Raw genomic sequence first — 25,674 nt, forward strand, 5'->3', positions numbered from 1 at the left:
GCGCACCGGGAGCGCCCAGGGTCGGGGCATGACCACTCCCACCACAGTCCAGCCGGGCGAGCTGCCCGCCACGATCCGTGACTACCTCGCCGCGCACACCGCCCACGACACCGACGCGGCGCTCCGCGCGTTCACCTCGACCGCCGTGGTCGTCGACGACGGCACGACCTACCGGGGTGCCGAGGAGGTCCGGCGGTTCCTGTCGAAGGCCGGGGCCGAGTTCCGCTACACCACCGAGCTGATCTCGGCACAGCGCGTCGACCACGCGCACTGGGTCGCGACGCACCGCCTGGAGGGCGACTTCCCGGGCGGCGTCGTCGACCTGGCCTACCGCTTCGCGATGGACGGGGACCTGATCGCGAGGCTGGTTATCGCGCCGTGACCGGCAGCTCCACGTAGTCGCGGCAGCGGACCGGCCACCGCAGCACCGTGCGCTGCGGCTGCGGGATCCGGCGGAGCGCCTCGGCGGGGTCGACCGGCCGGGGCGCGCCGAGCCGCAGCACCCGGCCGCGCAGGAGCATCCGGCACCCGCCCGCCGCGCGGACGTTGCGGAGCCACTCGACGTCCGGCCCGTAGGTCAGCGCCACGGTGACGGTGTCGCCGTGCCGGAACGCCATGAGCGGCGTGCGCCGCACGGTCCCGGTCCGCCGCCCGACGTGCTCGAGCACCACGATCGACCCCCAGCGGCCGGCGACGCGCAGCATGAGCGGGTTGAGCACGCGGCGGTTGAAGCCGGTGATGCGGGTGGTGATGGGCACGGCGGCCTCCGGGGCTCAGGTGATCGTGACGCGGTCGGTGTCGAGGTCGAGGAACGCGGCCATCCGTGCACCCTCCGCCAGCACGGCGTCGGGGTCGCGGAGCGGCTGCAGGGGGTGCACGAGCAGCGTGCCGTCCGCGACGGTCCACCGCGCGGCGACGAACCCGTCCACCAGCACCGTCGCGTGCACCATCGAGTACCCGGGCATCACAGCGGCACGGTGCGCCTCGGGCAGGATCCGGGTGCGGTCGCGGTGCCCGAGCACGGCGTTGTCGAACGCCGCCAGGAACCGGACGGGCGCGGGCGCGTCCTCGTCGGCGATCTCCGCGTCGGGCAGGTCCAGCAGCTCGGCGCCGTCGGGGCCGTGCAGCACGCGCAGCTCGTCCCGCATCGCGTCGACCGCCGGCCGCAGCCGCGTCAGGCCGGTGTACGTCTGCAGGTCCATCACGCCGGCCGGCCCGAACGCCGCGAGGTACCGCCGCACCAGCGCCGGCAGGTCCGGCGGGGCCATCGACCGGCCGAGCCAGACCTCGGCGTCGGACACCGCGATGGACCGGCGGCTCCACCACGACCCCCAGGCGGACGTGTCCGGGCCGTGCACCACCGGGGTCAGCGCCTCGACCGCGGCCGCGAGCACCGCGCCGCGCCGGCCGGGCCAGCGGCCGACCAGCGTCGCGGCGAGGTCCCGGCGCCGCACCAGGTCGTCACCGAGCGCCTCGCGGGCCGCGGCCACCAGCTGCTCCGGGTCGATGCCGCGGGTCTCGGCGGTGTAGTAGGTCGACCGCGCGAGCCGGCTGAGCGCGGGCTGGACCGTGGGCCGCAGCCACACGTAGTCGTCGGCCGTGGTGAGGTGCTGCGTGCCGCGGAGCAGCGGCCCGCGGACGAGCTCGCGCCGCTCGACCGCCGCCTCGAGGTGGTCCCGGGCGAACCCGGCGACCCGCGACCACAGTGCCGCGAACACCCAGTTCGGCTCCTGCGCCTGGAGCGCGAGCACCCGCGCCGTCGCCTCGGCGGGGGACAGGTCGGCCCGGGCGTCGAGGAGCTGGCGCTGCAGGAGCGTCCGGTTGAGCTGCCGGAGCGTCAGCGTGGCCCCGCGGGTCACGGAGGACCCGCTCACCCGGCGGGGACGACGTTCTGGTTCCGCCGGAACAGGTTCTCCGGGTCGTACGTCGCCTTGATCGCCGACAGCCGGTCCCAGGTCGGACCGGGGTAGGCGTCGCGCACGCGCTCCGGCCCGTCGTCGCCGAGGAAGTTCACGTAGGCGCCGGCGTCTCCCTGGTCGAGCAGCGCCGCGGTCCCGGCCACCCACTCCGCGCGCTGCGCGCGGTCGCCCGGGTCCTGCACGAACGCGGCGACATTGCCCATCACGCGGCTGGCCCGGTGCGCGTACGCGGTCGCGTCGGCGGGGACCCGCGCGATCGCACCCCCGAGGACGCGCAGCTGCACGACCCGCATCCCGTCGGTGCTCGTCAGCCGCTCGATCACGCGCTCGGCCAGCGGGAGATCCACGTGGTCGAGCAGCAGCGTCCGCGCGACCGCGGTCGGGCGGTACTCGGGGTCCGCGGGCGGGAACAGCTCCGGGTAGGCGACCGGCCGCACCATGTCCGCCAGCGGGGTGGCGAGCGACCGGAAGGGTGCGAGCGCGCCCTCCGCCGCCTCCGGGGCGCCCGACCAGCACACCAGGGCCATGACGACGAGCGCCCCGTGGTGCTCCGCGGGCACGAACGGCAGCGGCGGGCAGGGCATCACGTTCATGATCGCGCTGAGCTCGTCCGGCGCGGCGGCCGCCGCCGCCATGAACCCCGCGACCGTCTCGGCCGAGGCGGGCAGCAGCAGCATCCCGCCGGTGACCCCGCCGAGCGGGTGCAGCCGGTACCGGAACCGCGTCACGACCCCGAAGTTCCCGCCGCCGCCCCGGATCGCCCAGAACAGGTCCGGGTGCTGCTCGGCGTCCGTCCGCACGACCCGGCCGTCCGCGAGCACCACGTCCGCGGCCAGGACGTTGTCGATCGTCAGGCCCTGGACGCGCGACAGGTAGCCGACGCCCCCGCCCAGCGTGATGCCGGAGATGCCGACGGACCCCGTGTCCCCGAACCCGATCGCGAGCCCGTGCGCCGCGGTGGCCACGGTGACCTCGCCGGCGGTGAGGCCGGCCTCCGCCCAGGCGGTGCGGCCGTCGACGTCGACGTCCAGCCGCTTCCGGTCGCGCAGGTCGATCACGAGGCCGCCGTCGACGGTCCCGTGGCCCGCGCCGCTGTGGCCCCCGCTGCGGACGGCGACCGGCAGGCCCGCGTCCCGCGCGAACGTGACCGCCGCGGACACGTCGCCGTCGTCCACGGGCCGCACGATCACCGCGGGGCGGGGGTCCGTGCCACCCAGCACGATGCCGCGGTACGCGTCGAAGTCCGGGTCGCCGGGCTCCACCACGCGTCCGGTCAGGCGGGAGCGGAGGTCGGCCAGGGAGGTGCTGCTCGACGTGGTCATGCGGCGCTCCTTCGCGCGGCGGGACGGAGTCACCAGCGTCGACCTGTTCGGTCCGCGGGGGCAAGCACCGGGGACAGGTTCCCGGCCGGGGGCCGCGTCCGTACGCTGGCGCGATGGACCTGGGGTTCGAGGGCGAGGTCGTCTGGTGGCGCGGGCCCGCGCCGTTCCACTTCGTCCGGGTGCCCGACGAGGAGGCCGCGGCGCTCCGGGCAGCCGCGTCGCTCGTGTCCTACGGGTGGGGCGTCATCCCCGTCGCGGTGACGCTCGGCTCGACCCGGTGGACCACGTCGCTGTTCCCCCGGGACGGGGGCTACCTCGTGCCGGTCAAGGACGCGGTGCGCCGGGCCGAGGACGTCGAGCTCGGCGACACGGTCGCGCTCCGGCTCACCCTGGACGTGTAGCCGCGCCCCGGTCGCAGGTCGGCTGAGCGGCGATCCGCTCGCGCGGTCGTCGGTGGTCGTCCGTAGGCTCGGGGGCACGGCCTGCCGACGACGTCGCCGGGCCGCCTCGTCGTCACCGTCGACCCGAAGGACCGGCCCCGCATGAAGACGTTCACCCTGCCCGGCACCGACATCGTCGCCCCGGACGTGATCCTCGGCCTGATGCGCATCCAGGAGAAGTCCGACGACGAGGTGCGGGAGCTCGTCCGCACCGCGCGGGACGCCGGCATCGCGTTCCTCGACCACGCCGACATCTACGGCGACCGGCCGCACGGCTGCGAGGAGCGGTTCGCGGAGGCGCTGGACCTCACGCCCGCCGAGCGCGAGGAGTACGTCATCCAGACCAAGTGCGGCATCGTCAAGGACGGCCCGTACTTCGACTTCTCCTACGAGCACATCATCGAGTCGGTGAACGGCTCGCTGGCGGCGCTGCGCACGGACTACGTCGACATCCTGCTGCTGCACCGCCCGGACGCGCTGGTCGAGCCGGACGAGGTCGCGCGGGCGTTCGACGAGCTCGCCGCCGCCGGCAAGGTCCGGGCGTTCGGCGTCTCGAACCACACGCCCCGTCAGATCGAGCTGCTCAAGCGGTCCGTCACCCAGCCGCTCGTCGTCAACCAGGTGCAGCTGAGCATCACGCACTCCCCGCTGATCGCGCAGGGCGTCGCGGCGAACATGGCGGCGCTCGACCAGTCGATCGACCGGGACGGCGGGATCCTCGACTACTGCCGGCTGAACGACATCACGCTGCAGGCCTGGTCGCCGTTCCAGAAGGGCTTCTTCGACGGGGTCTTCCTCGGCGACCGCGAGGCGTTCCCGGAGCTGAACGACGCGATCGACCGGCTCGCCGAGAAGTACGGCGTCACGCCCCTGGGCATCGCGACCGCCTGGATCACCCGGCACCCCGCGCAGATGCAGGTGGTGCTGGGGACGACGACACCGTCCCGGGTGACGGAGGCGGCGGCCGGCTCGGACGTCACGCTGACGCGCGCGGAGTGGTACGAGCTGTTCCGGACGTCGGGCCACACCGTGCCGTGATCCTGGGATTCATCATGAATCCCATCGGTGCTACCGTCGCGGGATGAGCACCCAGATCACGGTCCGGCTGCCCGACGACATGGTGGCGATGGTCGACTCGTTGGTGACGTCGGGTCGCGCCCGCAGCCGCGCGTCGGTGGTCGAGCAGGCGCTGGAGCACGAGGTCCGGCGCCTGCTCACCGAGCGCGACGTGGCGATCCTCCGCGGGGACGGCGCCCCCGACGACCTCGCTCCGCTGGCGGCCTGGGCGCAGGGGCGGCCGGTCGAGGGGCTCGACGGATGAGGTCCATCCACCTCGCCGAGCTCGACAAGCGGCGCCCGGTGCTGGTGCTCACCCGGGAGGCGGTGCGGCCGTACCTCGGCAAGGTCACCGTCGCGCCGATCACCAGCACCGCGCGCGGTCTCGCCACCGAGGTGCCCGTGGGCCCCGAGAACGGCCTCGACCACGCGTCGGTCATCAGCTGCGACAACGTGCTCACCGTTCCCGCCGGTGCGCTCGGCCCGCAGATCAGGATGCTGCTGCCCGACCAGGAGCGGGCGCTGGCGCGGGCGATCTCGCACGCCTTCGACCTCGCGTCGACGTGACGGCCTGCGCGGTGTCAGCGGTGTGCGGGAGCATCGGCGCATGATCTTCGACTTCGAGGCCCCGCTGTGGGAGTGGGACGCCCGCCGCACCGAGCGGTGGACGTTCGTGAGCGTGCCCGAGGACGCGTCCGACGAGATCCTCGAGCGTGCCGGCGCGTTCGCGCGCGGGTTCGGGTCGCTGCGGGTCGAGGTGACGGTCGGTGGCACGACCTGGCGGACGTCGATCTTCCCGGACGGGAAGCGCAAGGCGTACTCGCTGCCGGTCAAGAAGGCCGTGCGTGCGGCCGAGGGACTGACGGTCGGTGGGCCGGTGCGGGTGACCCTGCGGGTGCTGGACGTCTGACGGGCCTCGCCGGGCTCAAGCAGCGAGGTCGACCACCCGCGGCCCGAGGTCCGGCGCCTCGGACAGCGCGGCAGCCGGTGCCGGGGCGGCCGCAGGCGCCTGCGCGGCCTCGCGCGCCCGCTGCCGGCGCGCGCGCAGGACCACCGCGACCGCGTGCGTCCCGACCAGCGCCCACACCGCGTTCGTGACCACCGACGGCCACACCCCGCTGCTCGCGGCGACGAGCCCCATGAACAGCCCCGACACGACGTTCGCCGCCTGGTACCGCCCGGAGGTGGGGGACCACTTCCCCTGCGTGACGAGGACGTAGGCGACGAGGCACGTGACCGCGCCGAGCCAGCCGAGCGCGGTGACGAGAGCGGACACGAGCGTGCTCCAGGAAGGACGAGGGGTGGGTGGAGGGGTGCCGGCTCCCCGCGTGCGGGGTGGGCCGACGCCTCCAGTCTGGCCCTGTGACGGGTTCAGCACAATCGAATGATCGTCCGACCCGGATGTAGCAGAAGTGAATTAGGATGAATGGGTGCCGACCGATCCGCGCCGCCTCGCCGTCCTGCTCGCCGTGCACCGCGCCGGAGGGGTCCTCGCGGCCGCCGACGTGCTGCACGTGACCCCCTCGGCGGTGTCGCAGCAGATCACCCGGCTCGAGGCCGAGGAGGGCGTCGCGGTGCTCGACCGCCACCCCCGGGGCGCGACGCTGACTGCCGCGGGGCGGATCCTCGCCGAGGCGGCGGAGCGCATCGAGTCCGAGCTCGTCGAGGCACGCAAGTCGCTCGCCGCGCTCGGGGGCGAGCTCTCCGGGCGCGTTACGCTCGCCGGGTTCCAGACGGCGATCCGGGCGGTGGTCGCACCGGCGCTGGCCGTCCTGGCCGAGCACCACCCGGGTGTCGAGCTCGTGGTGGAGGAGCGCGAGCCGGGGGAGTCGATGCGCCGGCTGCGGGAGGGCGACGCGGACATCGTCCTGCTGGAGCGCGACGAGGACGCCGACACCCACGTGCCGCGCGGGCAGCGGGACGTGGTGCTGCTGGAGGAGCCGTGGCGCGTGGTCCTGCCGAGCTCCGTCGCGACGCCGACGCAGCTGTCCGACCTCGCCGGGGTGACGTGGCTGGCCGCGGAGGCCGGGACTGCCGCCGCCCGGGCGCTGAGCCGGGTCGCGGCGGCGCTGGGGCCCGTGACCACCCGGCACGTGTACTACGACTTCGACGTGGCGCTCGCGCTGATCGCCGCGGGTCAGGGCGTCGGGATGCTGCCGGCGCTCGCGCTGCAGGGCGAGCTCCCCGACGGCGTGACCGTCGCGACGGTGCCCGGCCTCGGCTCCCGGCGGCTGGTCGCCCGCCACCGCGCCACCCGGAGGGAACCCGGCCCCGCCGTGGTCGCGGTCGTGGAGGAGCTGCTGGCGGTCGCGTCGGGGCTCGACCTGGTCTGACCGGCGCGCTCGCCCGGGCGGGGCCGCGGGGCCGACCGTACGCTCCCGGCATGGACTGCGACGTGGTGATCGTCGGTGCCGGGCTGGCGGGCTTGACCTGCGCGCGGGCGCTGCACCGGCGCGGGTACGCGGTGCGGGTGCTCGAGGCCGCCGACCGGGTCGGCGGCCGGGTGACGAGCCAGCGCGTCGACGGGTTCACGCTGGACCGCGGCTTCCAGGTCATCAACCCGGCGTACCCGGCCCTCGCGGACCTCGTCGACGTCGACGCCCTGCGGCTGCAGCCGTTCCTCCCCGGGGTGGCCGTGCGCCGCGACGACGGTCTCGCGGTGCTGGCGGACCCGCGCCGCGCGCCGCGGGACCTGCTGGCGACGCTGCGCAGCGGGTACCTCCGGCCCGTGGAGCTCGCCGCGCTGGCGCGCTGGCTGGCGCCCGCCCTCGGGTCGGTCCGGCGGCTGGTCGCGGGCGACGACGCCACCCTCGCCGACTCGCTCACCGCCGCCGGGGTGGACGGGCGGATCCGGCGCGAGGTGCTGGAGCCGTTCCTGGCCGGCGTCCTCGGTGACCACGCCGGCGAGACGTCGGCCGCGTTCGTGCGCCTGGTGCTGCGGTCGGACACCCTCGGCACGCCGGGGCTGCCGGTGGGCGGCGCCATCGCGCTGCCGGAGCAGCTGGCCGCCGGGCTGCCCGACGTCGCGACCGGCGTGCGGGTCGACGAGATCGCGGCCATCCCCGGCGGGCACGTGGTGCGCGCCACCGGGGTCGAGGTCCGCGCGCGGGCTGTCGTCGTGGCGGCGGACCCGGTGACCGCGGCGTCGTTGACCGGCCTCCCCGCGCCGACGATGCGCGGGCTGTCCACCACCTGGTGGTCCGCCGACGCGCTGGTGCACCCGACCCGGGCGGTGGTGGTCGACGGCCGCCGGCGTGGCCCCGTCGTCAACGCCGCCGTCGTGTCGCGGGCCGCCCCGTCCTACGCCCCCGCGGGGACCCACCTGATCGAGGCGACGTGCGTGCTGCCGCCGGACGCCGACGCACCGGACCGCGACGCGGTGCGCCGCCAGGCGGGGGAGATCCTCGGCGCGGACCCCCGCGGCTGGACGGAGCTGGCGCGGCACGACCTGCGGCACGCGCTGCCCGCCCTGCCGCCGCCGCTGCGGGACCGCGTCCGCCAGGACGTCGACCTGGGGGACGGACGCTACGTCTGCGGCGACCACCGGGACACGCCGTCGCAGCAGGGCGCGCTGGTCTCGGGCCGGCGCACGGCCCGGGCGGTGGAGCGCCGGCTGGCGGCCTGACCCGGCCCGCACGGTCCCGGCATCACCGGTGCGTCACCCGTTGCCCGTTCCGACCCGCTCGGCGAGCGCCCGCGGGTAGGCGGGGACCGCGGGAGCGAACACGAACCGGCGCTGCACCTCGAAGCTCGCCAGGTACACGACGGCCTCCGTGACCACCTTCGACGCGAGCAGCCCCAGCCCCAGCCCGGTCAGCACCCGGAGCAGCAGGTAGTTCCCGGCCAGCAGCAGCATCGCCAGCACCGCGTACCGCACCGCCGCGCGCCCGGCCCGCGCCCGGTCGCCACCCCGGCCGAACACGAGCCGCCGGTTGACCGCGAAGTTCGTCCCCGCGCTGAGCAGCCGCGCGCCCACCACGGACGCCAGCAGCGACCCGGTCAGCACGTGCAGCACCAGCAGCGCGAGCGTGTCGAGCACGAACGCCGACAGCGACGACAGCGTGAACAGCAGCAGCGGCGCGAGCACCCGCACGGAGTCGGCGAGCGGCCGGAAGTGCGAGGACGCGTTCCGCTCCAGGTAGATGGTCGCGATCTCGACCTCCTCGACCGGCAGCCCCTCCTCCGCCGCGCGCAGCAGGAGGTGGAGCTCGTACTCGAACCGCTCGCCGCGCACGGTCAGCAGCCACGGCAGGAGAGCCGCGGGGTAGCCGCGCAGCCCCGTCTGGGTGTCCCCGAGCCTGCGGCCCGTCGCGAGGTGGAACACGCGGGCGGTCACGCGGTTCCCGACGACCGAGCGCGCCGGGACGGGACCGGTGAACGACCGCCGGCCCAGCACGGTCGCCGGCCGGCCGGCGGGCTGCGCGGCGAGCGCCGCGGCGACCCGGAGGACGTCCGCGACGGAGTGCTGGCCGTCGCTGTCCGCGCACACCACGTCGTGGCCCGGATGGTGGCGCCGGACGTAGGCGAAGCCGGTCTTCAGCGCGCAGCCCTTGCCGCGGTTGGCCGGGTACGTCAGCACGGTGCAGCCGGCCGCGCCGACCCGGTCGAACAGCGCCCGGTACGCTGGGCCGCTGCCGTCGTCGACGACGAGCACGCCCGCGTCCGGGGCGGAGGCCCGCAGGTCCTCGACCAGGCGGACCAGCCGCTCGTCGGGCTCGTAGGCGGGGATGAGCACGATCACGGCTCAGCCCTCGATGTACAGGATGTCGGAGGTGCCGCGCTCGGTGCCCGTGCCGAGGGGGTCGTTGACCAGCTCGCCGTCGAAGTACATGGTCGACGAACCGCCGCCGTCCAGGTTGTAGGCGGTGGTCGCGCCGAGCGACTGCATGATCTCGGCGAGCTCCGTCATGTCGACCCCCGCGCTGTAGCCCGGGGAGCGGCCGTCGACAACCACGAACACCAGGTGGTTGTCGTCGATCACGCCGACGGCGGTGCGGGGCTGGTCGCCCTGGATGGAGTGGTTGCCGACGTTGGTGTCGACCTCCACGTCCTCGATCCCGTCGACGACCTCGCCGTCCTCCACGATCGCCGGCCCGAACGACAGCGTGTTCCAGACGCCCGCGGCGACGAGCTCGTCCGCGGTGGTGGTGGTCTCGTCGTGGACCTCGACCGTGCCGTCGGCGTAGAAGGCCAGTCCCTCCCGGGCGCCCTCGTCGCGGTACACCACGCCGTTGCGGATGACGATGCCCGTGTCCCGGAAGCCGTAGTAGTCGCCGTTGACCGCGAACACCGCGTCGTTGGCCTCCGCCATCTCGGACGTGGTCTGCGTGATGTTGGTGCCGAACTGGTTGTTCGCGAACGCCGACCGGAGCACGGTGGCGTCCGACAGCGTCACGTCGGCGACGTAGGCCGTGACCTGGTCGTCGCCGCTGCCGGTGACGACCGTCGAGATGCTCACGGCGGCGTCGTCGGACGCGTACGTGGTGTCGGTGACTGTGGCGTCCTCGTCGGAGGCGCCGTCGTCGGAGGCGCCGGTCGTGGTGCCCTGCTGCTCGGCCTCGTAGGCCTGCACGTCGGCGATCTCGACGTGGTCGACCACGAACCGGTCGAGCGCCCACGCCGTGCCGCCGCCGAGGGCGAGGACCAGGGCGAGGGCCGAGGCGACGAGCGTGCGTCGGAGGCGCCGGCGCGGGCGCGGGGGGCGGGGTGGGGGCTGCTGCGTCATGCGCCCAGGTCTACGGAGCGGGCCCAGGCCGGCGCGGTGCGGGGGCTGTGCGCGGCGTATGAGCCGTCACACGCCCGCGCACACGCCGGGGGTGTTGCGTGGTCCTCATCAGGCGCCGGGGACCGTCCGGGCGCCGCTCACGACGAGGTGGCTCGAGATGATGACGGTGATCGGTGGCCCGGTGCAGGCCGGCCCGACGGCTCCGGACTGGGGCGCGGTGAAGGACAAGCACCGCGCGATGTGGGCGCTGGGGGACTACCCGTCCCTGGCGGCCGAGGTGATCGCGGACCTCGGGCCGGCCCTGGTCGGGGTGCTGGGCGTCCGGCCCGGGGAGCGGGTGCTCGACGTCGCGGCCGGCTCCGGCAATGCGGCGGTCCCCGCGGCGCTCGCGGGCGCGCAGGTGGTGGCGTCAGACCTGACGCCGGCCCTGCTGGCGGCGGGGGAGCGGGTGGCCCGCGAGCGGGGCGCGACGCTCGACTGGCAGGAGGCCGATGCGGAGGACCTGCCGTACGCCGACGGGTCGTTCGACGTGGTGATGTCGTGCGTCGGCGTGATGTTCGCCCCGCGGCACGAGGCCGCCGCGGCCGAGCTGACCCGCGTGTGCCGCCCGGGCGGACGGATCGGGCTGATCGCCTGGACGCCGGCCGGGTTCATCGGGCAGATGTTCGCCACGATGAAGCCGTACGCCCCGCCGCCGCCCGCCGGGGCGCAGCCGCCGCCGCTGTGGGGCGACGAGCAGCACGTGCGGGGCCTGCTGGGCGAGCGGGTGCGGGACGTGCGGGTGGAGCGCCGCACGATCCGCGTCGAGCGGTTCACGACCCCGGAGGAGTTCCGCGACTACTTCGCGAGCCGCTACGGCCCGACGATCGCGGTCTACCGCGCGGTCGCGGACGACCCGGACCGGGTCGCGGCGCTCGACCAGGCACTCGTCGAGCTGGCCCGCTGGTTCGACCGCGCGGCACCGGGTCAGCCGCTGGTCCTGGACTGGGAGTACCTGCTCGTCACCGCGCGCCGGGGCGACGTCGCGCGACCTTGACGCCGCGAGGGGCGGGCGGCAGTGTGATGGAGGTCACAGGACCGCCCGCCCGTCGATGCAGGAGCACGCCATGCCCACGCGCCTCAACCCGTACCTCGGCTTCCGCGACAACGCGCGGGACGCGATGGAGTTCTACCAGTCGGTGTTCGGCGGCGAGCTCACCGTCAGCACGTTCGGCGACTTCCAGGCCAGCGAGGACCCGGCCGAGAAGGACAAGGTCATGCACTCCCAGCTCGAGACCCCCGGCGGCCTCGTGCTCATGGCCGCCGACACCCCGAACGCGATGGCGTACACGCCGGGGGACACCTTCTCGGTCTCGCTCAGCGGCGGGCCGGACTCCGACGCCGAGCTGCACGGCTACTGGGACAAGCTCGCCGACGGCGGCACGGTCGTCGAGCCGCTGGCCGTCGCGCCGTGGGGTGACGCGTTCGGCATGGTCACCGACAGGTTCGGCGTGACCTGGCTGGTCAACATCGCGGGGAACGCCGACTAGGCCCGCGGGCCCGCCCCCGGGCGCACGAGGGGACGCGGGAGGTGACCTCCGGCATCACCCTGCTCGGCCCGCCCGGCGTCCGGCGGGCCGGGGCGGACGTGCCGGGGCCGCGGGGCAGCAAGGCGTGGCTGCTGCTCGCGTACCTGGTGCTGGCCGGGCGTCCCGTGCCGCGCAGCCGCCTCGCGGGGCTGCTCGTCGAGGAGGCCGACGACCCCGGTGCCGCGCTGCGGTGGAACCTCTCCCAGCTCCGCCGCACGCTCGACGGCGTCGCGGAGCTCGGCGGGGACCCGCTGGTGCTCCGGCTGGAGCCGGGCACCGTGGTCGACGTGCCGGTGCTGAGCTCCGGGGCGTGGGCCGAGGCGCTCGCGCTGCCCGGCTTCGGCGGGGCGCTGCTGGAGGGCGTCACCCCCCGGGGCAGCGCCGCGCTGGAGCTGTGGCTCGCCGCCGAGCGCGAGCGGGTCGCCGGGCTGACGGCCGCGATCCTGCACGAGGCCGCGCACAGCCGGCTCGCCCGCGGCGACGTCGCGTCCGCGGTCGCCCTCGCCGGGCGGCTGGTGGCCGGCGAGCCGCTCGCGGAGCGCGGGCACGAGCTCTGGGTGCGGGCGCTGGTCGCGGCCGGCGACACCGCGGCCGCGGAGCGCCGGGCGGCCGAGTGCCGGGCGCTGTTCCGGCGGGAGCTGGGGACCGACCCCTCGCCGAGCCTCGCGGCGGCGCTGCGGCCCCGGCCCGCCCCGGCGCCGGCGCGCTCGCCCGCGGCGGTCGACGCGGCGGTCGAGGGCGGCGACGGCGCGGCGCACGTCGGCGCGTACGAGCGGTCGATCGACCTGCTGCGCTCGGCGGTCGAGGGCGCGCGGGCCCTCGGCGACGAGCCCCGCCTCGCCGCCGCCCTGGGCGCGCTCGGGCGGGTGCTCGTGCACGGGGTGCGGGGCAGCGACGAGGAGGCGATGACGGTGCTGCACGAGGCGATGGTCGCGGCCCGGCGCACCGGGTCCTCCGGGGTCGCCGCCCGGGCGGCCCTCGAGCTCGGCCACGTGGAGACCCTGCGGGGCCGGTACCCGCGGGCCGCCATGTGGTTCGGCCGGGCGGTCCGGCTCGGGGGCGACGACCCCCGCCTGCGGGCCTGGGTCGGGGTGTTCGCCGGCATCGGCCGCACCGACCAGGGCGACTACCCGGGATCCGCGTCGACGCTGGACGCGGCGGTCGTGGACGCGCGGGAGGCCGCCGACCTCCGGGCCGAGGCGTACGCGCTGACCGCGCTCGGCCGCCTGCGGGTGCTCCGCGACGAGCGGGACGAGGCGCTGGTCGCGCTGGACCGGGCGTGCGCCCTCGCGCAGGACCTGGGCTGGACGTCGTTCCTGCCGTTCCCGCGGTCGCAGCGCGCGGAGGTGCTGCTGCGCTCCGGCGACCTCGACGCGGCCGACGCGGCCCTGGAGGGCGCCTACGCGCTGGCGTGCCAGGTCGGAGACCCCTGCTGGGAGAGCTACGCCGTGCGGGGCCGCGGGCTGCTGGCGGCCGCGCGCGGGGACGACGCCGCCGCGCTGGACCTGCTCACCGAGGCGCCGACCGTCTGCGGCCGCCAGCGCGACGCCCACGACTGGGTCCAGGCGTACTGCCTCGACGCGCTGTGCGGGTTCGCGGTGCCGCGCGGGCTGCCGAGCGCCGCCGGCTGGGTCGAGGACCTGGAGGCGTTCGCCGCGCGGCGCGGGATGCGCGAGCTGGTGGTCCGGGCGGCGCTGCACCGCGCGGCCCTCGGGCAGGCCGGCGCCCAGGAGCACGCCGACGCGCTGGCCGCGGGGGTCGACAACCCGGTCCTGCGCGCGCGGCTCAGTCCCGCGTCCGCAGCTCCCGCTTGAACCCGACGTGCGACGCCGTGAAGCCCAGCCGCTCGTAGAACGCGTGCGCGCCGGTCCGGGCCCGGTCGGAGGTGAGCTGCACGAGCGCGGCGCCGCGCCGGACGCCCTCGGCGCACGCCCACGTGATCATGGCGCGCCCGACGCCCCGGCCGCGCTCGCTCGCCGCGACCCGCACCGCCTCGATCTGCAGGCGCTCGGCGCCGCCGCGGCTCAGGCTCACCAGGGACGAGAGCTGCAGGGTGCCGACCACCCGGCCGTCGCGCTCGGCGACCAGCAGCAGGTCGTGCGGGTCGGAGTCGATCCGCTCGAAGGCCCGGGCGTACGCCGCGGCGTGCTCCGGCCCGGCGGAGTCGCCGCGCGCCGCCGCGAGCTCGTCGTCGGCGAGCACGGCGACCAGCCCGGGCAGGTCCTCGGCCGTGGCGCGGCGCAGCACGACCGGCCCGGACGGCAGCGCGACGGTGGTCGGCAGGTCGGGCGGCAGGTCCGTCGGAGAGGGGAGGGCGGGCGGTCCCGGCGAGCCGGCGCCCGCGTCAGTCATCGAGCTCGTCCAGCAGGCCACCGCCGACCCAGTCGTCGATCGCGGCCTCGTCGGCCTCGGTGAGCTCCATGCGGGCGCCGCGGCACAGCCCGACGACGTTGTCCGCCCACGCCTCGGCGACGTCCTCGGCCGTGACGGTGTCGTCGAGCTCGAGCCCGACGTACAGCACGCCCGACAGGACGAAGTTGACCGTGGACTTCCCGACCGCGGCGCCCTCCTTCTGGCAGGCGTCGCGGACCCGCCGCGCGGTGGCGGCGCGCTCGAACGGGTGCGCGCGCACGTCGTCGGCGATCGCGGTCAGCAGGACGCGGTAGTTCTCCTTGCTCAGCCCTGGCGTGTCGGTCACGGAGATGACCTGCCGCTGCAGCGCCGTCGGGTCCGTGCCCACGGCGGCGGCGCCGGGGAGGTCGGCCTCGCCGAACCGCTTCGGGTCCCAGACGTAGCCCGGGGACGGCCGCGCGGACACGCCGAGCTCCGGGACGGCCTGCGCGAGCCACGGCAGGAAGCCGCCCGCGCCGGCCCAGCGGGTCGACGGCAGCGTGGGGTCGGCCTTCTGCGCGGCGGTCGCGACGGCGCCCGTCGGCACGGGACGGTCGGCGGAGCGCACCCGCTGCAGGACCGCGCGGCGGGCGGCGAGCGAGCCGGGGGAGGACAGCGCGGCCGCCTGCTCCTCGCGGCGGCCGGACCGGGCGTGGTCGCCGGCGGTCGGGGCCGCGACGGCGGCATCCGCCGAGGCGGCGGGCGCCGCGGCCGGCGCGGGGACGTCGGCCACGTCCGGGGTGTCGGACCCCGGCGCGGCCGCGTCCCCGACGGTCACGAGCTCGGCCAGGTCGTCCGCGGTGATGACGGAGTCCGCCACCGCGCGGTACGCGCTCGCGGCGGGGCTCGCCGTGATGATCGTGACGCGGCGGTCGGCCGCGCGGCAGCGCTGCACCAGGGGGGTGAAGTCGGCGTCGGCGGACACGATGAGGAACTCGTCGTACCGGGTGTCGGCGTCCAGGGCGTCCACGGCGTCGAGCACCAGGTTGATGTCCGCGCTGCTCTTGCCCTGCTGCGTCAGCGACGGGCAGTCGACGACCTGGAAGCCGGCGCGCGTGAAGTTCGGGCGGTACCGGGAGAACACCGACGGGTTGAGGTAGCAGGCCCGCACGAGGAACCGCCGCGTGAAGTCCCCGTCGGCGTCGGTGCCGGACTCGAGCTCCCCCAGCCAGTGCCCCGGGTCGGTGGCGAACGCCTCCGCGGCGTCGGGGTCCAGACGGCGCAGGCCGATGTAGACGTTGTCGAAGTCGACGAACATCGCGGCGCGCAGGCGGCGTCCGGTGTCGATGCGGTCGGGGACGAGGTCGTTGCTCACGTGCCCATCTTGCCCGGTCCGGCGTCCGGGCCGCCCGTGGGCGCGCTCGTAGACTGTCCCGGTGCCGAGCGGACCCGGGGTGACCAGTGGACGTCCGTGACCTCCTGGAGGACCCGGGTCTGGGGCTGAGCGTCGTCGCCGCCGAGCCGGACGCCCTCGACCGGCCCGTCACCGCCGCCTACATCACCGACCTCCCGGACCCGTCGCGGTTCCTCTCGACGGGTGACGTGGTGCTGACCTCCGGTCTGTGGCTGGACCGCCCGGACGGCGCGGCGACGTTCCTCGGCGCGCTCGCGCAGCAGAACGTCGCGGCGCTGATCATCGGGCTGATCGAGATCGGCGTGATCCCGGACGAGGTGATCGCGACCTGCCGCGCCCGAGGGCTGACGCTGCTGACCGTGTCGCCCGGGGTGTCGTTCCGGCAGATCGCGGACGAGATCGCGGCGCGCCAGCCCGGGTCGGCCACCGGCCTGGCGACCCGCACCATGCGGTTCAGCCGCCGGATCGCCGACACCGTGTCGCGCGGCGGTGGCGTGGCGGAGCTGCTCGCCCAGCTCGGCGCGGAGTTCTCGATCGGCTGCTGGGTGATCGACGAGACGGGCGTGCTGCTCGCGTCGGCGGGTGCGGCGCCCGACCGCGCCCAGGTCGCCGCGCAGTGGAACGCCGTCATCGCCCGCGACGACCGGCGGGTCATCGTGCAGGGCGACCAGGGCCCGGCGACGATCACGCGCACGGGGGCCCGCGACCGGTCCGGGTTCTTCGGCTGCTGGGGCGACCACCGGTCGTTCTCGGACGAGGTGACGCTGGCGATGGACGCCCTGGTCGGGGCGCTGCGGGTCGAGATGGAGCTCGCGGGCCGGTGGCGCGAGACCCGCGACGCCCAGGTCGCCTCGCTCGTCACGGCCATCCGCGACCAGGAGGCGTCGCCGGGCGCCATCTCCGCCCGGATGCGGCTGGAGGGCCTGGGACCGCAGGACGAGACCACGATCGTCGCCGCCCGGGTGGACGACCCGCGGTTCCCGCTGCCCGCGGTGCTGGAGATGCTGCACCGCACCCTGTCCGCCCGCGGTCACCGGGTCATGGGCTGCCGGTCGGGCGAGCTCGCGATGCTGCTGGTCAACGGCCCCGGCGGCGACGACCGGCCGCTCGCGGAGCAGCTCACCGAGGAGCACCACCTGCTGCTCGCCGGGCGCCAGCTGCGCGTCGGGATGAGCGACCCCGTGAGCGGGGTCAGCCGGCTGAACTCGGCGATCGCCACCGCGGTGGAGCGCGTGCAGAACGCGTCCGGGTCGGGGCCCGTGGTGGTCTCGACCGCCCTGCACGTGCAGACCCACCGGGCGCTGCTGCGGATGCTCGGCGAGAGCACCCGGTCCGGGTACGCCCGCGAGGTGCTGGCGCCGCTGCTGTCCTACGACGAGCGGCACAACGCCGACCTGGTCGGCACGCTGCGGGCGTTCCTGGACGGCGGGGGCGCGTGGCAGGAGACCGCCCGGCAGCTGCACCTGCACACCAACACGCTGCGCTACCGGATCGCGCGGATCGAGGAGCTCACGCACCGGGACATGAGCACGATGGCCGACCGCGTGGACCTGTTCCTGGCGATGACCTGCCTGGACGAGACGGACTGACTTTCCAGGAGTCGGCCGCGAGGTCGTCACATCCGCACGAGGTCGTCCCGCAGGACTGGCGACCTCGTGCACGTGTGACGACCTCGAGGGGCCGGCGCGTGCGTCGGCGCGCCGGGGTCAGGCGAAGTGGAGCGTCGGGATGCCGTAGGCGACGGGGTCCGGGACGCGGAGCATCGCCGGGGCGAGGACCTCCTCGAGCAGCACCTCGACCGTGTAGTGCGCCTCGGCGCCGAGCAGGTGCCCGGCGAAGCCGGCGGCGGCCGCGTTCTTGACGCCGACGGCCAGGTGCACGTGCGGGAGCGCGGACTGCGACTCCTCGTCCCACAGGATCGTCCCGCTGCCGATGCCCTCGGTGTACGTCACGGTGACCTCGTGCGGGAGCGGGGGCTCCTGGTCCGTGACGGGGGAGTCGGCCGCGATGAACCGGACGCTGCGGAACGCCCCGGAGAACACCGGCACGAAGCCCTGCCGGATGCCGTGCTGCCGGCAGGCGTCGGCGAGGCAGCCGAGCACGTCGTCGCCGGGCTCCAGGACGACCGCGACCCGGCGGCCGGTGGTGACCTCGCTGCTGCGCACGTCAGGCCGCGCCGACGGGGGCGAGCGCGAGCGGGGGCACGGCGGCGCCGACCGACTCGGCGTAGGCGCGGACCTCGGCGAGCAGCGCCGCCTTCGCGTCGTCCGGCAGGAACGAGGAGACGACCGCGTTCGCCGCGAGGACCCCGAGGTCGTCCTGGGTGACCGTGCCGGCGGCGTGCAGCGCGCGGACCGCGTCGTCCAGGTACCCGCCGAAGTACGCCGGGTCGTCCGAGTGCACCGACGCGCGCAGGCCCTCGTCGAGCATGACGGCGATCGGGTGGTCGGCCAGGTCGGGTCCGGCGGTGCGCAGCGCGACGTTCGACAGCGGGCACACGGTCAGCGGCGTGCGGGTCTCGCGCAGGTGCGCGACCAGCTCCACGTCCTCCAGCGCCCGGTTGCCGTGGTCGATGCGCTCCGCGCCGAGGACGTCCAGGGCCTCCCAGACGTAGTCCGGACCGCCCTCCTCGCCGGCGTGCGCGACGCGGCGCAGGCCCTCGGCGGCGGCGCGCTCGTACACGTCCCGGAACAGCGACGGCGGGAACCCGACCTCGCTGGAGTCCAGCCCGACGCCGAGCAGGTGCTCGCGGTACGGCAGCACGTCCTCCAGGGCGGCCATCGCGGCGTCCGGCCCGAGGTGCCGCAGGAAGCACACGATCAGCCCGCCGGACATGCCGTGCCGGTCCCGGGCGCCGGCCAGCGCGGCGGACAGCCCGAGCAGCACGTCCGCGACGGGCACGCCCCGCTCGGTGTGGCTCTGGGGGTCGACGAACACCTCCGCGTGCCGGACGCCCGCGGCGGCGGCGCGGTCGAGGTAGCGGGCGCCGAGGTCGTGGAAGTCCTGGCGGGTGCGCAGCACGTCGAGGTTCGCGTAGTAGAGGTCGAGGAACTCCTGCAGGTCGCGGAACGGCGCGCTGCGGTCCATCCGCGCCGCGCCCTCGGGCACGGGCAGGTCGTTGCGCGTCGCGAGCGTGCGGATGAGGTCGGCGTCGAGCGTGCCCTCGATGTGCACGTGCAGCTCGGCCGTCGGCCACATGCCCCGCTCCTCCCTCGTCGTCGGCGTCGCGCGGACCGGGGGCCCGCGCCGTCCCGGAAGCCAACCACAGGGCCCCGGCCTGCATCTTCGTGCGATCGACCAACGACGCCCGCCGCGCCGCCGCCGCGGGCCTGGGCGATCCGCCGGGCCGCCGCGGTGCCGCACCCGTCGTGTGACGTCCGTGTGACGCGCTCGGGCGGTCGCACAACGGACCGCACCGTCCGGGGCGGGGGAGTTCGGAGGATCCCACATGGCGACGGCGGCGGCGGGCCCTGTGGGATGGAGGGCGTCGCCGCACCGCCGGCGCACCCTCCCCCCTGGCACCGCAGCCACCCGATGCCCCGGGTGGCCGCACGACGTGATCGAGGTTGACGTGACCCGCACCATCACGACCCCGCGCCCCCGGCGCCGCATCGCCGGCCTGGCCGCCGCGGTGACCGCCGCCGGCCTGCTGCTCAGCGCGTGCTCCGGCTCCTCCTCCGACGAGGGCACGACCGCCGCCGGCGGGGGCGAGGACTCCTTCGACGCGATCAGCGTCCAGCTGTCCTGGCTGAAGAACCAGCAGTTCGCCGGGGAGTACGTCGCGGCGGAGGACGGCCTGTACACGGACGCCGGCTTCGAGGACGTGACGTTGACCGCGGGCGGGTCGTCCGCCACGAGCGCGGAGGCCGCCGTCGCGACCGGGCAGGCCTTCGTCGGCATCTCCTCGCCGCTCATCACGGCTCCCGCGATCCAGGGGGGCGCGGAGCTGAAGATCATCGGGTCGACGTACCAGCGCAACCCGTTCGCGCTGATCTCCGCGGCCTCGGCGCCGATCGAGGGCCCGGACGACCTCGCGGGCGCGACCATCGCGGTCTCCGACTCGAACACCCTGGTGTGGAACGCGTTCCTCGCGGCGAACGAGATCGACCCCGCCGACGTCACGACGGTCCCGCTGTCCGACACCTCGATGCTCACGACGGGCCAGGTGGACGGCTACATCGGCTACACCACGTCGGGTGCCTCCGCGTTGGTGCAGGCCGGGTTCGACGCGACCGAGTTCCTGCTCGCCGACGAGGGGCTGCCGATGGTCGGCGAGGTGCTCGTCACCAGCCAGGACGCGATCGACGAGCAGCCGGAGGCCGTCAAGGCGTTCCTGCTCGCGACGGTGCAGGGCTGGCAGGGGGCGCTGGCCGACCCCGAGCGCGCGGTCGACCTGACGGTGAACACCTACGGCAAGGACCAGCAGTACGACCTGGCCGCCACGACGCTGGCGTTCGACCGCCAGGCGGAGCTGATCGCGACCGACGAGACGGCGACGAACGGGATCCTCACCGTCAGCGAGGAGCTGCAGGAGGGCACCATCGCCTCCCTCGGCTACGCCGGCATCGACATCGCGGCGCAGGACCTGTTCGACCTCTCCCTCCTGGACGAGGTGTACGCCGAGAACCCGGACCTGCTGTCGTGACGTCCCCCCAGTCCGCGCCCGTCCCCGTGCAGCCGGCTCCCTCGGCCGCGGGGGCGGGCGCGCCCACGTCCGCCGTGCTCCCGGGCATCGAGATCTCCGGGCTGGACAAGGAGTTCCGCTCGGGGCGCCGCACGGTCACCGCGCTGGAGGACGTGAGCCTGTCCACCCCCCGTGGCTCGTTCCTGTCGCTGCTCGGCCCGTCCGGCTGCGGCAAGTCGACGATCCTGCGCATCCTCGCCGGGCTCGAGACGCCGTCGGCCGGCACCGTCGCGGTCAACGGCGCCCCGGTGGCGCCCGGCCGGCGCGCCGACGGCATGGGCATCGCGTTCCAGGATCCCGCCCTGCTGCCGTGGCGCTCCGTGCAGAAGAACATCCGGCTGCCGCTGGAGATCCAGGGCCGCAAGGACGACGGCATCGTCGACGAGCTCATCGAGCTGGTCGGCCTGACCGGGTTCGAGAAGTCGCGGCCCGCGCACCTGTCCGGCGGCATGCGGCAGCGCGCGTCCATCGCCCGGGCGCTCGCCGTCCGGCCGGACTTCCTGCTGCTCGACGAGCCGTTCGGCGCGCTCGACGACATGACGCGCCAGCGCCTGAACTTCGAGCTGCAGCGCATCTGGACGGAGCGGTCCGCGACGACGCTCATGGTCACGCACGGCATCGCCGAGGCGGCGCTGCTGTCCGACGTGGTCGCCGTGATGTCCGCGCGCCCGGGCCGGATCGTCGAGCTCGTCGAGATCCCGTTCGAGCGCCCGCGCACGCCCGAGATGATGCGGACCCCGGAGTTCCACGCGATCGTCGACCACCTGTCCGGGCTGCTGTTCTCGGACGCCCGGCGGTGAGCGTGCTCGCGCCCGCCCGCCGCGCGCTGGCCCGCCCGTGGGTCGGCGGCACCGTCGGCATCCTCCTGCTCCTGGCCCTGTGGTGGGCGATGACCGCGAACCTGGAGAACAGCACGTCGTTCCCGTCGCCGGTCGACGTCGCGCGCTCGGCGGCCGAGGACGGCTGGTCGTTCTACGGCCCCAACGTCAGCCCGACGCTGGCCCGCGCCGCGCAGGGCTACCTGTGGGGCAACCTCGCCGGCCTGGCGCTCGCGGCCGTCGTGCTGATCGTGCCGCGGCTCGAGGAGGTCGTCACCCAGCTCGGCGTCATCAGCTCGTGCCTGCCGGTCACCGCGATCGGCCCGATCGTCATGGTCATCTTCGGCGGCCGCGCGGCGGCGATCTTCCTCGGCGCGCTGCTCGTCTTCTTCACCACGCTGGTCGGGGCCATCCTCGGGATGCGCTCCGCCAGCCGCAGCTCGCTGGACCTGGTGGCCGCGTACGGCGGCGGCCGGTGGACGCGGATCCGCAAGGTCCAGCTCATGTCGGCGCTGCCGGCGATCGTCACCGCCCTGCAGGTGGCAGTCCCGGCAGCGCTGCTCGGCGCCGTCGTCGGGGAGTACCTCGGCGGCATCGACTCGGGGATCGGCGTGGCGCTCAACGCGGCGCAGCGCCAGGTCCAGCCGGACCGGGTCTGGGCGCTGAGCATCCTCGCCGGGCTGGTCTCGCTCGGCGGCTACGCGCTGGTCGGGCTGCTCGGCCGGCTCGTGACCCCGTGGGCGCAGGAGCGGCGCGCATGACCGGCACCTGGGGGTTCGTCGCCCGGCGCGCGGGCACGCTGCTGCTCGCGGTCGTCGTCGCGATCGGCGTGTGGGTCGCGGTGCTCGAGGTGTTCGACGTCAGCGACCTGGTCGGCAAGCGGCCGTGGCAGGTGCTCGACTACGTCGTCACCGGCGAGGGCGCCGCCGAGCACCGGGCGACCATCGCGGCCGACCTGGTCGTGACGCTGCGCGACGCCGGCATCGGCTACGTGGTCGGCCTGGCCGCGGCGTTCGTGCTGGCCGTGGTGTTCTGCGTCTCGCCGGTGCTGGAGCGGATCGTCATGCCGACCGCGATGGTGCTGCGGTCCATCCCGCTGGTCGTGCTGACCCCGCTCATCACCCTGATCTTCGGCATCGGGCAGACCGGCGTCACCGCGATCGTCATCATCGTCGTGTTCCTGCCGGCGCTCGCGAACATCCTGTACGGGCTGCGCAGCGTCTCCGGGGAGCACCGCGACCTGGTGCTCGCCTACGGCGGCTCCGCCTGGACCGTGCTGCGCAAGGTGGCCCTGCCCGCGGCCGTGCCGTCGACGCTGGCCTCCGCCCGGATCGCCGTCCCCTCGGCCGTGACCGGCGCGATGATCGCCGAGTGGCTCTCCACCGGCAAGGGGCTGGGCGGCGCGATCTCCCGGGCGGCCGGGTCGTTCGGGTACGACGCGATGTGGGCGTCGGCGATCACGGTCGCGGCGGTGACGATGCTCGCCTACGCCCTCGTCAGCATCGCCGACACCCTGGTGCAGGACCGGATGGGCCGGCTGTCGTGACCGGCCCCGTGACGCTCGTCCTGCGCGGCGGCACCGTCGTCGACGGGACGGGCGCGGACCCGGTCGTCGCGGACGTGGCGGTCGCGGGGGACCGGGTGCACGCGGTGGGCCGGGACGTGCCCGCCGGGGACGCGCGGGTGCTGGACGTCGGCGGCCTGGTCGTCGCGCCGGGGTTCGTCGACGCGCACACGCACTCCGACGTCGTGCCGTTCATGGCGGAGGCCCAGCCGTTCAAGGTGCTGCAGGGCGTCACCACGGAGGTGGTCGGCAACTGCGGCAACTCCGCCGCCCCGCTGGTGGACGAGCGCGCGGTCGACCTGCACCGGCCGATCTCCAGCACCGTGGCCGCCGGCGTCGGCTCGTGGCCGCGGACGTTCGGCGAGTACCTGGACGCCGTCGAGCGCCACGGGCCCACCACCCACGTCGCGTCGCTGGTCGGCCACAGCACCCTGCGGATCAGCGCGAACGGCATGGACCAGCCGCTGGCGCCCGGCGCGCTGGACCGGATGGTCGCGCTCGCCGAGGCCGCGTTCGCCGACGGGGCCTTCGGGCTGTCCAGCGGCCTGATCTACGCCCCGGGTGTGTACGCCGGCGCCGACGAGGTCGCCGCGCTGGCCGCCGTCGCGGCGCGCTGGGGCCGGCCGTACGCGACGCACCTGCGCGACGAGGGCGACGGCCTGGCCGCCTCGCTCGCCGAGACGTTCGACGTCGCCCGGCGCACCGGCGTCCGGGTGCAGCTGTCGCACTGCAAGGCCGCGGGCCGCCGGAACCACGGGCGGGCCGCCGAGCTGCTGGCCGCGCTGCACGCCGCGCGCGACGAGGGCATCGACGTGCACGGCGACCAGTACCCGTACACCACGGGGGAGAGCTTCCTCACCGCGCTGCTGCCGGCCGAGGCGCAGGTGGGCGGCCGCGACGCGCTGGTCCGCCGGCTCGCCGACCCCGCCGCCCGGGCGTCGCTGCGGGAGCGCGCGCTGACCGGCGGACCGGGCTCCGGGTCGTGGACCCAGACCACCCCCGAGGGCGTCCTGGTCAGCATGCACACCGACTCCCGGCTGCTGGGCGCGAGCGTCGCGCAGGTCGCCGCCGAGCGCGGGATCGGCCCCTGGGACGCGCTGTGCGACCTGGTGCTCGCCGACCCGGGCGCGATGATGGTCTACGAGCTCATGGCCGAGGCGGACGTCCGGACGATCCTGGCGGACCCGCTGATCGGCATCGGCTCGGACAACTCCGTGCCGGTCGGCAACGCCCACCAGCGCGGCTGGGGCTGCTTCCCGACGGTGCTCGGGCGGTACGTCCGCGACCTCGGCGTCCTCGACCTCCCGGAGGCGGTCCGCAAGATGACCTCGCTCACCGCCGACGCCCTCGGCCTGCCGGGGCGCGGGCGCCTGGTGCCCGGGGCCGTCGCCGACCTCGCCGTGCTGGACCCGGCCACGGTCGGGCACGCCGGGACGCCGCAGCGGCCGTGGGTGCGACCGACCGGGGTCCGCTGGACGGTGCTCGCCGGGGTGGTCGTCGTCGAGGACGGGGAGTTCACCGGGGTGCGCGCGGGGCGGGTGCTGCGCGCGGGACGGCCGGAGCCGCGCGCCGCGGCCGGGGTGGCGGCGTGAGCGGGGCGCACGTGGGCGGGGACCCGGTCGTGGACGCGTCCGTGGCCGCCCTCGAGCTGCCGGTGATGCTGCTGCACGACGCGGCGGTCGACCACAACGTCCGCGTCATGGCGGAGTGGTGCCGCGCCGCCGGCGTGCAGCTCGCCCCGCACGCCAAGACCCACATGTCCCGCGAGCTCGTGCGCCGGCAGGCGGACGCCGGGGCCTGGGGCTTCACCGCCGCGACGCCCGCGCAGGTCCGGACGCTCGCCGGGTGGGGCGTCGCCCGGGTCCTGCACGCGAACGTGCTGGTCGACCGCGCGGCGATCGCGTGGGTCGCGACGCACCTGCTGACCGCGGTCTCCGCGACCGAGTACCTCTGCTACGTCGACAGCGACGCCGGGCTCGACCTGCTGGAGACGGAGCTGGCCCGGCACCGCCCGGCCCGACCGCTGCCGGTGCTGGTCGAGCTCGGCTTCCCCGGCGGCCGCACCGGCGTGCGGGACGACGTCGCGGCGCTCGCGCTCGCGCGCCGCGTGGCCGGGTCCGCGCACGTGCGGCTCGCGGGCGTGTCCGCGTTCGAGGGCCTGATGCCGGCCGGCGACGACCCCGGCGCCCCGGACGGCGCCGTCGAGCTGCTCGCCCGCGTCCGGGCGCTCGTCACCGCGGTGACCGACGAGGGCCTCGTCGCGGGCGTGCCGGTGGTCACCGCGGGCGGCTCGTCGTACTTCGACCTCGTCGCCCGTGAGCTCGGGCCGGCGCAGTGGGACCGGCCCGTCACGACCGTGCTGCGGTCCGGCTGCTACGTCACCCACGACCACGGCGTCTACCGACGGACGTCCCCGCTCGGCGCCGACCGCGGCACCGGCACCCTGCGCCCCGCGTTCGAGCTGCGCGCCAGCGTGCTGTCCGTCCCGGAGGAGGGACGGGCGGTCGTCGGCTTCGGCCGCCGCGAGGCCCCCACGGACGACCGGCTCCCGGTCGTGCTCGGGGCGGTGGGGTCCGAGGCCGCCGGCCTCGACGTGTGGGGCTGGGAGGTCACCGGCGTCAACGACCACCACGCGTTCCTCTCCGTGCCGCCCGGCGTCGCCCCGGCGCTCCGCCCCGGGACCGTCCTGCGGTTCGGGATCAGCCACCCGTGCGGCGCGTTCGACCGGTGGCGGCGCATCCCGCTCGTCGACGGCGACCGGGTCGTCGGGTCGATCACCCCCGCGCTCTGACCGCGCTCCCGTCCGCACACGCCCTCCGCCCCTGCTCACGAA

General features: G+C 75.7%; 28 protein-coding genes. 18 read left to right on the forward strand and 10 right to left on the reverse strand.

All coding sequences use genetic code 11. The features are described 5' to 3' along the window. Positions 1-28: 28 nt before the first annotated feature. On the forward strand, positions 29-382 hold the full coding sequence (locus QNH85_RS07450; RefSeq protein WP_282945562.1) for a nuclear transport factor 2 family protein: 354 nt from the start codon (positions 29-31) through the stop codon (positions 380-382). Here the strand turns inward: QNH85_RS07450 and QNH85_RS07455 are convergent. Genes QNH85_RS07455 through QNH85_RS07465 form a run of 3 tightly spaced genes read right to left on the reverse strand, consistent with a single transcriptional unit; the run spans position 369 to position 3,241 of the window. Beyond that, positions 369-758, reverse strand: a complete 390-nt coding sequence (locus tag QNH85_RS07455; RefSeq protein ID WP_282945563.1) for a nitroreductase family deazaflavin-dependent oxidoreductase — start codon at positions 756-758, stop codon at positions 369-371. The genes QNH85_RS07450 and QNH85_RS07455 overlap by 14 nt on opposite strands. A gap of 15 nt (positions 759-773) precedes the next feature. Continuing rightward, positions 774-1,874 (reverse strand): winged helix DNA-binding domain-containing protein, encoded by a 1,101-nt coding sequence (locus tag QNH85_RS07460; RefSeq protein WP_282945564.1) that lies wholly within the window; start codon positions 1,872-1,874, stop codon positions 774-776. Further along, a complete protein-coding gene (locus QNH85_RS07465; RefSeq protein WP_282945565.1) occupies positions 1,871-3,241 on the reverse strand; it encodes an FAD-binding oxidoreductase in 1,371 nt (456 codons plus the stop codon). Before QNH85_RS07465 ends, QNH85_RS07460 begins: the two co-directional genes overlap by 4 nt. 113 nt (positions 3,242-3,354) lie before the next feature. Here QNH85_RS07465 and QNH85_RS07470 point away from each other — a divergent pair, with 113 nt between their 5' ends. The 5 genes from QNH85_RS07470 to QNH85_RS07490 all read left to right on the forward strand — a co-directional run bounded on the left by QNH85_RS07470 (position 3,355) and on the right by QNH85_RS07490 (position 5,647). After that, positions 3,355-3,642 (forward strand): DUF1905 domain-containing protein, encoded by a 288-nt coding sequence (locus QNH85_RS07470; protein ID WP_282945566.1) that lies wholly within the window; start codon positions 3,355-3,357, stop codon positions 3,640-3,642. 141 nt (positions 3,643-3,783) lie between these two features. After that, on the forward strand, positions 3,784-4,719 hold the full coding sequence (locus tag QNH85_RS07475) for an aldo/keto reductase (protein WP_282945567.1): 936 nt from the start codon (positions 3,784-3,786) through the stop codon (positions 4,717-4,719). 43 nt (positions 4,720-4,762) lie between these two features. Continuing rightward, complete coding sequence (locus tag QNH85_RS07480; protein WP_213281173.1) at positions 4,763-5,002, forward strand: ribbon-helix-helix domain-containing protein; 240 nt, start codon at positions 4,763-4,765, stop codon at positions 5,000-5,002. Next, on the forward strand, positions 4,999-5,304 hold the full coding sequence (locus tag QNH85_RS07485; RefSeq protein WP_282945568.1) for a type II toxin-antitoxin system PemK/MazF family toxin: 306 nt from the start codon (positions 4,999-5,001) through the stop codon (positions 5,302-5,304). Before QNH85_RS07480 ends, QNH85_RS07485 begins: the two co-directional genes overlap by 4 nt. A 40-nt stretch (positions 5,305-5,344) precedes the next feature. Continuing rightward, a complete protein-coding gene (locus QNH85_RS07490) occupies positions 5,345-5,647 on the forward strand; it encodes a DUF1905 domain-containing protein (protein WP_213281175.1) in 303 nt (100 codons plus the stop codon). Between the two features lie 15 nt (positions 5,648-5,662). Here QNH85_RS07490 and QNH85_RS07495 read toward each other — a convergent pair whose 3' ends face one another. Continuing rightward, positions 5,663-6,013, reverse strand: coding sequence for a CBU_0592 family membrane protein (locus QNH85_RS07495; RefSeq protein WP_213281178.1), 351 nt, complete (start codon positions 6,011-6,013; stop codon positions 5,663-5,665). Between the two features lie 154 nt (positions 6,014-6,167). Between QNH85_RS07495 and QNH85_RS07500 the strand changes: the two genes are divergently transcribed. Further along, positions 6,168-7,070 carry a LysR family transcriptional regulator gene (locus QNH85_RS07500; protein WP_282945569.1) on the forward strand — a complete coding sequence of 301 codons (903 nt, stop codon included), beginning with the start codon at positions 6,168-6,170 and terminating at the stop codon, positions 7,068-7,070. A gap of 50 nt (positions 7,071-7,120) precedes the next feature. Further along, positions 7,121-8,362 carry a flavin monoamine oxidase family protein gene (locus QNH85_RS07505; RefSeq protein WP_282945570.1) on the forward strand — a complete coding sequence of 414 codons (1,242 nt, stop codon included), beginning with the start codon at positions 7,121-7,123 and terminating at the stop codon, positions 8,360-8,362. A gap of 33 nt (positions 8,363-8,395) precedes the next feature. Here QNH85_RS07505 and QNH85_RS07510 read toward each other — a convergent pair whose 3' ends face one another. Together QNH85_RS07510 and QNH85_RS07515 are read right to left on the reverse strand one after the other, a co-directional pair. Continuing rightward, entirely contained in the window at positions 8,396-9,478 is a 1,083-nt protein-coding gene (locus QNH85_RS07510; RefSeq protein ID WP_282945571.1) for a glycosyltransferase family 2 protein, read from the reverse strand. Positions 9,479-9,481: 3 nt separating this feature from the next. Next, positions 9,482-10,462: a phosphodiester glycosidase family protein gene (locus QNH85_RS07515; RefSeq protein WP_282945572.1), complete on the reverse strand. Its 981-nt coding sequence runs from the start codon at positions 10,460-10,462 to the stop codon at positions 9,482-9,484. Positions 10,463-10,619: 157 nt separating this feature from the next. On the opposite strand from QNH85_RS07515, the gene QNH85_RS07520 reads away from it, so the two are divergent. From QNH85_RS07520 to QNH85_RS07530, 3 genes are all read left to right on the forward strand, one after another. Beyond that, positions 10,620-11,498 carry a class I SAM-dependent methyltransferase gene (locus QNH85_RS07520; RefSeq protein ID WP_282945573.1) on the forward strand — a complete coding sequence of 293 codons (879 nt, stop codon included), beginning with the start codon at positions 10,620-10,622 and terminating at the stop codon, positions 11,496-11,498. Positions 11,499-11,568: 70 nt separating this feature from the next. Beyond that, positions 11,569-11,991, forward strand: coding sequence for a VOC family protein (locus tag QNH85_RS07525; RefSeq protein ID WP_282945574.1), 423 nt, complete (start codon positions 11,569-11,571; stop codon positions 11,989-11,991). A 41-nt stretch (positions 11,992-12,032) separates the two neighbouring features. Further along, complete coding sequence (locus QNH85_RS07530; RefSeq protein WP_282945575.1) at positions 12,033-13,844, forward strand: AfsR/SARP family transcriptional regulator; 1,812 nt, start codon at positions 12,033-12,035, stop codon at positions 13,842-13,844. Here the strand turns inward: QNH85_RS07530 and QNH85_RS07535 are convergent. Together QNH85_RS07535 and QNH85_RS07540 are read right to left on the reverse strand one after the other, a co-directional pair. Further along, complete coding sequence (locus tag QNH85_RS07535) at positions 13,816-14,382, reverse strand: GNAT family N-acetyltransferase (protein WP_282945576.1); 567 nt, start codon at positions 14,380-14,382, stop codon at positions 13,816-13,818. The two genes, QNH85_RS07530 and QNH85_RS07535, sit on opposite strands and share 29 nt — an antisense overlap. Beyond that, on the reverse strand, positions 14,375-15,736 hold the full coding sequence (locus QNH85_RS07540) for an NYN domain-containing protein (RefSeq protein ID WP_282945577.1): 1,362 nt from the start codon (positions 15,734-15,736) through the stop codon (positions 14,375-14,377). Before QNH85_RS07540 ends, QNH85_RS07535 begins: the two co-directional genes overlap by 8 nt. Before the next feature lie 86 nt (positions 15,737-15,822). Here QNH85_RS07540 and QNH85_RS07545 point away from each other — a divergent pair, with 86 nt between their 5' ends. Beyond that, positions 15,823-17,364: a PucR family transcriptional regulator gene (locus QNH85_RS07545; protein WP_282945578.1), complete on the forward strand. Its 1,542-nt coding sequence runs from the start codon at positions 15,823-15,825 to the stop codon at positions 17,362-17,364. A gap of 117 nt (positions 17,365-17,481) precedes the next feature. Here QNH85_RS07545 and QNH85_RS07550 read toward each other — a convergent pair whose 3' ends face one another. After that, on the reverse strand, positions 17,482-17,940 hold the full coding sequence (locus QNH85_RS07550; RefSeq protein WP_282945579.1) for a PPC domain-containing DNA-binding protein: 459 nt from the start codon (positions 17,938-17,940) through the stop codon (positions 17,482-17,484). 1 nt (position 17,941) lies between these two features. After that, positions 17,942-18,973 (reverse strand): adenosine deaminase, encoded by a 1,032-nt coding sequence (gene add, locus QNH85_RS07555; RefSeq protein ID WP_282945580.1) that lies wholly within the window; start codon positions 18,971-18,973, stop codon positions 17,942-17,944. Positions 18,974-19,346: 373 nt separating this feature from the next. Between add and QNH85_RS07560 the strand changes: the two genes are divergently transcribed. The 6 genes from QNH85_RS07560 to QNH85_RS07585 are packed head-to-tail and all read left to right on the forward strand — an operon-like array spanning position 19,347 to position 25,632. After that, positions 19,347-20,420 carry an ABC transporter substrate-binding protein gene (locus QNH85_RS07560; RefSeq protein WP_282945581.1) on the forward strand — a complete coding sequence of 358 codons (1,074 nt, stop codon included), beginning with the start codon at positions 19,347-19,349 and terminating at the stop codon, positions 20,418-20,420. Next, positions 20,417-21,259 (forward strand): ABC transporter ATP-binding protein, encoded by an 843-nt coding sequence (locus QNH85_RS07565; RefSeq protein WP_428830374.1) that lies wholly within the window; start codon positions 20,417-20,419, stop codon positions 21,257-21,259. Before QNH85_RS07560 ends, QNH85_RS07565 begins: the two co-directional genes overlap by 4 nt. After that, complete coding sequence (locus QNH85_RS07570) at positions 21,256-22,038, forward strand: ABC transporter permease (protein WP_282945582.1); 783 nt, start codon at positions 21,256-21,258, stop codon at positions 22,036-22,038. Before QNH85_RS07565 ends, QNH85_RS07570 begins: the two co-directional genes overlap by 4 nt. After that, on the forward strand, positions 22,035-22,823 hold the full coding sequence (locus QNH85_RS07575) for an ABC transporter permease (protein WP_282945583.1): 789 nt from the start codon (positions 22,035-22,037) through the stop codon (positions 22,821-22,823). Before QNH85_RS07570 ends, QNH85_RS07575 begins: the two co-directional genes overlap by 4 nt. Continuing rightward, the gene (locus QNH85_RS07580; RefSeq protein WP_282945584.1) at positions 22,820-24,433 is read left to right on the forward strand and encodes an N-acyl-D-amino-acid deacylase family protein; all 1,614 of its coding nucleotides are present in this window, start codon (positions 22,820-22,822) and stop codon (positions 24,431-24,433) included. Before QNH85_RS07575 ends, QNH85_RS07580 begins: the two co-directional genes overlap by 4 nt. Beyond that, positions 24,430-25,632 carry a type III PLP-dependent enzyme domain-containing protein gene (locus QNH85_RS07585; RefSeq protein WP_282945585.1) on the forward strand — a complete coding sequence of 401 codons (1,203 nt, stop codon included), beginning with the start codon at positions 24,430-24,432 and terminating at the stop codon, positions 25,630-25,632. Before QNH85_RS07580 ends, QNH85_RS07585 begins: the two co-directional genes overlap by 4 nt. Positions 25,633-25,674 lie beyond the last annotated feature (42 nt).

The organism is Cellulomonas endometrii, assembly GCF_949769265.1.
Lineage (GTDB): Bacteria > Actinomycetota > Actinomycetes > Actinomycetales > Cellulomonadaceae > Cellulomonas > Cellulomonas endometrii.

Coding starts and splice junctions, on each gene's coding strand:
- QNH85_RS07575 (WP_282945583.1), top strand. CDS start 22,035: ATGACCGGCACCTGGGGGTTCGTCGCCCGGCGCGCGGGCACGCTGCTG.
- QNH85_RS07480 (WP_213281173.1), top strand. CDS start 4,763: ATGAGCACCCAGATCACGGTCCGGCTGCCCGACGACATGGTGGCGATG.
- QNH85_RS07475 (WP_282945567.1), top strand. CDS start 3,784: ATGAAGACGTTCACCCTGCCCGGCACCGACATCGTCGCCCCGGACGTG.
- QNH85_RS07465 (WP_282945565.1), bottom strand. CDS start 3,241: ATGACCACGTCGAGCAGCACCTCCCTGGCCGACCTCCGCTCCCGCCTG.
- QNH85_RS07505 (WP_282945570.1), top strand. CDS start 7,121: ATGGACTGCGACGTGGTGATCGTCGGTGCCGGGCTGGCGGGCTTGACC.
- QNH85_RS07450 (WP_282945562.1), top strand. CDS start 29: ATGACCACTCCCACCACAGTCCAGCCGGGCGAGCTGCCCGCCACGATC.
- QNH85_RS07470 (WP_282945566.1), top strand. CDS start 3,355: ATGGACCTGGGGTTCGAGGGCGAGGTCGTCTGGTGGCGCGGGCCCGCG.
- QNH85_RS07490 (WP_213281175.1), top strand. CDS start 5,345: ATGATCTTCGACTTCGAGGCCCCGCTGTGGGAGTGGGACGCCCGCCGC.
- QNH85_RS07520 (WP_282945573.1), top strand. CDS start 10,620: ATGATGACGGTGATCGGTGGCCCGGTGCAGGCCGGCCCGACGGCTCCG.
- add (WP_282945580.1), bottom strand. CDS start 18,973: ATGTGGCCGACGGCCGAGCTGCACGTGCACATCGAGGGCACGCTCGAC.
- QNH85_RS07515 (WP_282945572.1), bottom strand. CDS start 10,462: ATGACGCAGCAGCCCCCACCCCGCCCCCCGCGCCCGCGCCGGCGCCTC.
- QNH85_RS07525 (WP_282945574.1), top strand. CDS start 11,569: ATGCCCACGCGCCTCAACCCGTACCTCGGCTTCCGCGACAACGCGCGG.
- QNH85_RS07535 (WP_282945576.1), bottom strand. CDS start 14,382: ATGACTGACGCGGGCGCCGGCTCGCCGGGACCGCCCGCCCTCCCCTCT.
- QNH85_RS07485 (WP_282945568.1), top strand. CDS start 4,999: ATGAGGTCCATCCACCTCGCCGAGCTCGACAAGCGGCGCCCGGTGCTG.